Annotated in this window: 7 protein-coding genes, 1 tRNA gene, 1 other RNA gene and 1 pseudogene; 2 read left to right on the forward strand and 8 right to left on the reverse strand. The window is 33.3% G+C overall.

All coding sequences use genetic code 11. The features are described 5' to 3' along the window. Window positions 1-173: 173 nt before the first annotated feature. Entirely contained in the window at window positions 174-605 is a 432-nt protein-coding gene (locus B8869_RS11850; RefSeq protein ID WP_327083030.1) for an IS30 family transposase, read from the reverse strand. 395 nt (window positions 606-1,000) lie between these two features. Next, entirely contained in the window at window positions 1,001-1,171 is a 171-nt protein-coding gene (locus tag B8869_RS11855; protein ID WP_412458508.1) for a helix-turn-helix domain-containing protein, read from the reverse strand. Between the two features lie 126 nt (window positions 1,172-1,297). Between B8869_RS11855 and B8869_RS00080 the strand changes: the two genes are divergently transcribed. Together B8869_RS00080 and B8869_RS12330 are read left to right on the forward strand one after the other, a co-directional pair. Continuing rightward, the gene (locus tag B8869_RS00080; protein WP_084229722.1) at window positions 1,298-4,825 is read left to right on the forward strand and encodes an S-layer homology domain-containing protein; all 3,528 of its coding nucleotides are present in this window, start codon (window positions 1,298-1,300) and stop codon (window positions 4,823-4,825) included. 151 nt (window positions 4,826-4,976) lie between these two features. Beyond that, entirely contained in the window at window positions 4,977-5,054 is a 78-nt protein-coding gene (locus B8869_RS12330; protein WP_412458509.1) for a hypothetical protein, read from the forward strand. A 337-nt stretch (window positions 5,055-5,391) separates the two neighbouring features. Here the strand turns inward: B8869_RS12330 and ssrA are convergent. The 6 genes and pseudogenes from ssrA to B8869_RS12335 all read right to left on the reverse strand — a co-directional run bounded on the left by ssrA (window position 5,392) and on the right by B8869_RS12335 (window position 7,706). Then, window positions 5,392-5,734, reverse strand: a transfer-messenger RNA (tmRNA) gene (gene ssrA, locus B8869_RS00085). Window positions 5,735-5,763: 29 nt separating this feature from the next. Then, on the reverse strand, window positions 5,764-6,336 hold the full coding sequence (locus tag B8869_RS00090; RefSeq protein WP_159445211.1) for a VanZ family protein: 573 nt from the start codon (window positions 6,334-6,336) through the stop codon (window positions 5,764-5,766). Continuing rightward, window positions 6,324-6,959: an HAD family hydrolase gene (locus B8869_RS00095; protein WP_084229724.1), complete on the reverse strand. Its 636-nt coding sequence runs from the start codon at window positions 6,957-6,959 to the stop codon at window positions 6,324-6,326. The genes B8869_RS00090 and B8869_RS00095 overlap by 13 nt, the downstream gene beginning before the upstream one ends. Window positions 6,960-7,069: 110 nt before the next feature. Next, a tRNA-Pro gene (locus tag B8869_RS00100) sits at window positions 7,070-7,146 on the reverse strand. 159 nt (window positions 7,147-7,305) lie between these two features. Continuing rightward, window positions 7,306-7,578, reverse strand: a pseudogene (locus tag B8869_RS11395) (IS30 family transposase); the annotation flags it as partial. Then, the gene (locus B8869_RS12335) at window positions 7,536-7,706 is read right to left on the reverse strand and encodes an alanine:cation symporter family protein (RefSeq protein ID WP_200805928.1); all 171 of its coding nucleotides are present in this window, start codon (window positions 7,704-7,706) and stop codon (window positions 7,536-7,538) included. The pseudogene B8869_RS11395 and the gene B8869_RS12335, both read right to left, overlap by 43 nt. Between the last annotated feature and the right edge of the window lie 23 nt (window positions 7,707-7,729).

Genomic DNA, 7,729 nt, shown 5'->3' on the forward strand with positions numbered 1-7,729 from the left:
CAATACTTTGAAAAATAAATTTAAAACACAAAAACAGTAAATCAAGTGGTGATATGTACCCTCTTTACTGGACAAACCAGTAAGGAGGGTATTTTTAGGCTCTATAATATCTGTTGGGGAGTAAATCCCTAACAGATATTTTTATGGACGAATTGTCAAATCAAATGCAACACCTATGGTAAGAGACCAAAAAGTTCTTCTTTAGGTGTTTTATATTTTATACATTTTCTAGGTCTATTATTCATTAAACTTAAGTTATAATTTAATTCATCAATATTCACTTCTGATAAATCCATACCCTTAGGATAAAACTCCCTCAAAAGTCCGTTACTATTTTCATTTGTACCTTTTTGCCATGCACAATAGGGATCACAAAAATAAGTTTTGCATCCTAATTCTTTTTCTATTTTCTCAAATTCTGAAAATTCTTTACCTCTATCAAAGGTTATTGTTTTTACTAATTCTTTTGGATAATCTTTTAATGCATTTATTATTGCTGGTGTTACGCTTTCCGACTCTCTATTTTCAACTAGGATTGCTATATAATATCTAGATTTTCTTTCTGCTAAAGTTACGAAACAACATCTACTTTTCCTTTTATTGATCTAATCTGCCTGATTCCACTGTATCTGCTTCCCAGTGGCCTAATTCTTGCCTTCTGTATATCTCTTTAGGTTCTTTTCTTTAATTGTTCTTACCTTTATCATTGTAATTTTCCTTCTTTTTTCTGCTGGTACCTTTTTAAATTTAGTCTTTTCTTCTCTAAATTTTTCATACTTAGTTTTTGGCAGTCTTTTTGGCGTGTATCATTCTATATATCGTTGATGTAGATGGTAATTCATGAATCTCATTTGTGTTTCTATTTGATATTTGTTCAGGGGACCAATGTTCGTTAATCTTTACAGTTAAATAATCAATAACATCTTTAGAAAATTTACTTTTTCTATGGCAGTCTTTTCTTCTATCAATATATTTATCATTTGCCTTTATCGGAAAGTACTTAGTGTAACTTCCCTACTAACTTTATCTTAGATGAATTTCTTTTAATTTCTCTAGATATTGTACTAGGTGACCTTTTAAGTGCTTGTGCAATTTTCCTTATACTCATTCCTAAATTTAAAAATTGGTAAATACAAGATCTTTCTTCTATGGTAAGATGGTTATAGCTCATAGTTAATCACTCCTTTTAATATGTTTTGTTTGGTCACTTACATATTAACACAGCTGATTAGCTATGAGTTTATTTATGTTGCACTTGTTATGATAAATTATCTATAAAAAAAGTCAAGGAGGAAATATGAAAAGAATTATAAGTTTTATTCTTGCCATTCTTATGCTGATCAGTATAGTGCCAGTTGATTTAGCATATGCAAAGGACGCACCAAAAGAACAAGGTAAGATTAAGGTTGAGTACAAAGATAGCAAGACAAATGCTGCTATTGACCAAAAATACCAACTAAAAGGTCAAGAATATCCTGTTGAAAAAACTGGTGACATGAATACGGCTATTAAAAAGGAAGTTTTTGAAAAGGATAAGGCTCCTAAATTTTTAGGATACAATATCAAGAGCATTACAACTGATCGAGTACCAAATCCACCAGAAACAGCTAATTACACTAAAGATGGAGATTACACTGTAATCTACACTTATGATAAGCTTGATGATATCATAGGACCATTAGAACTAAAACCAACAGATGTATTCCCAGATGGATATGTGGCTGTTAAGTTCTCTGCTAATGACTCTGGAAATGACATAGGAGAGTTTGCTGATAACAAGACAGCAGTTGTATATGCTGTAAATCCAATTAATACACAAATTGACAAAGATGCAAAGACATTAAAGGGAAATAAAGCCAATGGAGATGCTATCAATTTAGATTTCCCAACATATACTGTAAAACAAGCTTCTCAAGATACTTGGAAGACAAATGATACAGACCCATGGAAAATGAATCCTGAAAATGCAATTGGAGCAGATAAGAAGATTGATGTAAAAAAACTTGGAGAACACCTAGACCTTACTTTTACAGCACAATACACTGAAGTCGATAAACCAGGTAATTGTTTAACAAAAGATGAGCTTCAAACACAATTTGAAAAAGCAGCAAATCAAATGTTTGCAGGAGTTGCTCAAAGAAAAGATGCATATATAGGTAAGTTTGATGAAAAAACTCATACGGTAACAGTTGCTATTATCGACAAAGATGCCTTATTAACTACTATGCAAGGCTCAGGTCTATTTGTTGGATTGACAAATCTTTATAACAATAATAAACTTACAAAAATAAAAATTGGAAATAATCCTGAGATTGATTTAAGCAAAGTTAGGGGCACAGTCCCTACCGATGATGCTTTTAAGACAATGCTGGCAGCAGTAGTTCAAGACCATGTTGGAAATATATTAAAGAACGGCAAAGCTCTTAATCTAGACACAGACAAACTTGGTCTATTTATTGATAAGGAAGTAACACTTAATCTAACAATAGAAGAACCAGGATGTGACAATGCAGTCATAGTTGAATACAAAGTAAGCGGTAAAGAAGCAGCAGCATCTAAGCTTAAAGATAAACTTGACCCACAAGATATTAAAGTTTGGGTTGGAGATACAATCGACTGGAAGAATGGCGTTAAAATTAAAGATGACGCACAAGATAAAGCAAATTTAGAAAAAACCCTAAAAGAAGAATTAGCTAAAGATAAAGCTAAAGTTGAAGATCTTGGGGAAAATGGAACTATTGATCAACCAGGAACTGCAAGAACATCTGAAAAACAAAACTTACCTGATGGTAAAAAAGGTAACTTAAAAGTTACATTTAGCGATGGTTCAATTCTAGTAGTTAATGGTCAAACTCTATATGTAGCCGGTCCTAAGAACAAGGTTGTAGAAGGCGACGATACCAACACCATCGTTCTCGGAAACTTACCCGACAACAAAGTTGCCGTGAAGTTCTTATTAGGCGAAGGTGTTAAGATTGGAGATAAGAACGGGGATAAAACTACTCCAGTTCTTTATGAAACATTCTATGTAAAACCTAATACAGGATTAGCAGAGGCTGATATTCCTGCAACGACTCTTCAAGATAATTACGAAAACAACAAGTGGTACAATGGCGACAATGAACTTGTAGAAGCTGATTATACAAATATAACAGCTGAAAAATCGTTCACCGCCAAGGCTACGAAGAAGGTTCAAAAGGATGTCACCTTCTCCTTCAAGTTCTACAACAGCAATAAGCCGACTGTAGAAATTCCTGTTCTTGTTCTCAAGGGCAAATTTGAGCCCGCAGTTCCGGAAAAACAAACCGGATTTGTAGGCAACGATATTACCTTACCGAACATGAATCCTGCAGAACATAAAGTTAATTTTGCGGACATGACAGGTACATGGAAGTTCGAAGGTTGGTATAAGTCTACAGATACAAGTTTTAAAACAAAATTGAATGATGGTGATGCGAAAGTTTCCGCCACAGATGCTGAAAACCACTTGGTCGGTAAGTGGGTATTAACAGAAACTGAGACTGCTAAAGTTACACGTAAATTTGTTATTGATCCAGCTATAATGGGTGATGGCAAAGATGTACCAAGAGGTCATGTTTTACCAGATGCTGTAATAGTTGGTCAAAAAGTAAGTGATACTACAAACTATATAGGTTCAACACAAACTCCAGGCAAGGATAATTTCAAAGCTGTACCAGAAACTATTAATGGAAAACAAGGTACTTGGACATTCAAAGAATGGAATCCAAAAGAATTAGTTGTTGATAAAGACGAAAGTAAAAACGAATTTACAGGTACTTGGACTTGGGCTGAAAAAGGCAAGATTACTGTTAAGTATGTATTTGAAACTAATCCAAAGAACAAAGATCTTCCAGAAGTTTTAAATAAATTAAAACCAGAAAATCTTGAAGGTGAAAAAGCAGTTTATCCAGAAAATGCACCAGCAGCTCCTACAGCACCAGACACTTCTTCAGAAGCAGCAAAAGCAGCTCTTGTTGAAGTAAAAGATGGTAAGAAGGTTGGAGAATGGAAGGCTGGCAACTGGGTTAAGACAACAGATAAGGATAAAAACATCACTTATACTTTAACTTGGACATTTACTAAACATGTAGAACCTACTCCACAACCAATGCCAACTCCACAACCAATGCCAACTCCTGATTACAATCCATGGTGGCCAAGCTACGTTGGATCACCTAAGACTGAAGCTAAGAAAGAAACTAAGCCAGTAGTACCAGGAAGCAAGTATGGATTAGAAATAGCTAAACCGCATCTAAATCCTAAATTCACAGACGTGCCAGCAGAATTAAAATCAGCAGTTGAATACTTGGCAACAAGAGGAATCATGGTTGGAACAAGCGAAACAACATTTAGTCCAAAATCATCCATGACAAGAGCTATGGTAGTAACAACACTTTATAGAATTTCAGCAGATAAGAACTTCACAAAAGTGGATAAACCATTTACAGACGTGAAATCATCAGACTGGTTCTACGAAGCAGTGCTTTGGGCAAAGAAAAATGGAATAGTTGCAGGATATGAAGAAGGAGACTTCAGACCAAACCAAAACGTATCAAGACAAGAATTTGCAGTAATCATCATGAGATTCTTAAAAGATCACGGAATAGACATGCCATCGGTAGAAGAATTTAAATATAGTGATGGAAAAGATATACCAACATGGTCAAAAGACGCGGTTGAATTAATGAATAAAATTGGTTTAATTGTTGGTAAAGACAATGAAAACTACAAACCATATGGAGAGTATAGTAGAGGAGAACTAGCAGAAACACTTTACAAACTAATCCAATTTGCAACAAAATAAGAAAAATAAAGAGACGGCAGAGATGTCGTCTTTTTTTGTTTTTTGTGGGTAAGTATAGATTTTTGTGTTTTGTAGCGGAAGGACTATTGTTTTATATGGTTGACATAGAACCACTCTTAACAATCACGTATCCATCGAAAAGATTGAGTCAGTGTTAAAAGAACTGACGAAATTACCTGGAGTGGGGGATAAATCTGCAGAGAGAATCCTTTTTTTGCTATATCTATAAAGTTCATTTTTAAATCAATATCACTCACTGTTCTTTTTTAGTTGAGTTCTCTGTATATCTGTTGCAAATTTTAATTTCTGTTTCTAATCTTTGTAAAATATCTTGTTTAATGTTGGTAATCTCCTTTTCTTTTAGTACACACATATTCTTGTACTATCAGAGATAATTCAAGTTATTGGTCGCTATAAAACGGTCATTTTCAATAATTAAGCATAAAAAAGACTACAAACATTTCAGTTCATAGTCTTTCTACTAGCCACCTAAAGACTCTCTAAATAAGTTTTTTCTAAAATCCCTAATTAAATGAGCTTTTAAGGTAGGTTAAATTATTATTTTATGGTGGAGGCGGCGGGAGTCGAACCCGCGTCCGAAAGCCCTTCACAGACAGCTTCTCCGAGCGCAGTTACATTTTTTTTATTCGGATTAAATCCTCAATGAACAAAGTATTTAAACTATAACAACATTAGTACCCACTAAGATATGTTGTCTTTCTCAGCTTCGTGTCCCGTTAATTTGACACCTTACTCTAAGCCACGGGGTTCAAAGAGAAGATGAGCTGCACTTAGGCAGCAAACGCTAATTCGTTATTGTCGTTTAATTTTTTTTGAGATTTTTACGTTATTCTCAAAACGGCTCGCTACTGTAAGCTCCAAACCCCCGTCGAAACCAGTTTCGCCCCCGAAGGTTATCTACCATTATAAATTAAAAATTACTTTCGGTCAATTAAACTCAATAAATAACCCAGTAGTCCACCTAAAAAGTTTAGAAGAAAATCGTCAATATCAAGAGTCCTACCAACTGTGAGTTGAATTATTTCTATTGAGAGAATACTCATTGAAAGGATAAGACATATATTTTTTGCCTTTTGAAATTGAGGATATATTTTAGCGATTAAATATCCGAAGGGAATGAACAAAAAAGTATTACCCAAGATATTTAGTGCTACATGAGCTGGGCTGGCATATAGAATATAATTTTTAATAGTTCTAAAAGGTATTAAGTTTATTTTTGAAGAGCTCAGTATATTTTTAAAATTACCTGCCATATCAAAGTAGTCTGTTGCATTTGAGCCAACTATATAGGAATTGGGCATAAATAAGAATACACTCATGGTCAGTATGTAAGCGTAAAAAAGGCTAATCCTAAACTCTCTAAGAGCCGAGGAGCCTTTTTTTAAATCTGGAAATAGATGTGTTCTTATTAATGAAAAACAAATGAATGACACTAAAAATATGGTGGCAGCTTTTGAAATAAAAAATAAGATCAATTCTACACAACCCACTCTGTAAATTCTTCGATATAAAAATCGCATTCCTTTTTTAACATTTCGTAATTTGCAATTGAATGTTGGTCTATTACACAACAAGTTTTTATTCCAGATTTTTTTGCAGCAAGTAGTGCAAATTCTGAATCGTCAAATAAAAGTGTTGATTTAGAAGAAAGATTTTCTTTTTCTAAAATTTTATTGAAGAAATTTGGTGAGTCTTTCTTTTCTCCGACCATATCTGAAGTATAGATACCGTCAAAGCAATTATAGATTCCAAATTTATCTAAAGTTGGTTGAACAAATTCTTCGTTTGTTGCAGTTGCTAAGAGCACTTTTTTGCCCAAGTTTTTATATTGTTTTAAAACTTCAAAAGCACCAACTTTTGGCATTACTTCGTTTAGATAAAAATACATAACAGTATCTTTAAATTGTCTGTGTATTTCTTCGCTGCTTTCTGGAAGATTATAATAATCTTTTAAAAATGCTGAACTCATAACAAGGCTCATTGTACTCATTTCTTTTATAACGGCATCGGTTATTTTTAAATTTTTTCTTCTTAGAAAGTTTGCTCCAAGATTTTTCCACATCAACATGGAATCCAAGAGGGTACCGTCTAAGTCAAACATTATTGTATTCATATAAACTCCTTAACTTAGTAGTTTTATAAATGTGATTCAACTTTTAGTAAATCATAGTGTTATTCTAATTTTAGGTATAAAAAAAGCACCGCCAATGCGATGCTATTTGATGGTCGGGGTGAGAGGATTTGAACCCCCGGCCCCATGGTCCCAAACCACGTGCGCTACCAAACTGCGCTACACCCCGAAATTAAAGTACTAATAAATTATAAGTCTATTTTAATAATTTTGCAAGTCTTTTTTTCGAAAAACTTAATTTTTTTTAAAACAACTTTTATTCACTGAAAATCAGCCATTTATTAGGACTATTTTTTCAACAGACGAATTGTCAAATCAAATGCAACACCTATGGTAAGAGACCAAAAAGTTCTTCTTTAGGTGTTTTATATTTTATACATTTTCTAGGTCTATTATTCATTAAACTTAAGTTATAATTTAATTCATCAATATTCACTTCTGATAAATCCATACCCTTAGGATAAAACTCCCTCAAAAGTCCGTTACTATTTTCATTTGTACCTTTTTGCCATGCACAATAGGGATCACAAAAATAAGTTTTGCATCCTAATTCTTTTTCTATTTTCTCAAATTCTGAAAATTCTTTACCTCTATCAAAAGTAAAATTGCAAAAACTAAATATATTACTGCCATAAATGGAACTATTATTTGACTTACAGTTGCTATACGTTTAAGACCACCAACTAATATTGCTGCAACACAAAAAGTTAGTGTTGTAAATTTAAAAATTCATAAATTTGGTGTCAAAACCC

The organism is Peptoniphilus asaccharolyticus DSM 20463, assembly GCF_900176115.1.
Lineage (GTDB): Bacteria > Bacillota > Clostridia > Tissierellales > Peptoniphilaceae > Peptoniphilus > Peptoniphilus asaccharolyticus.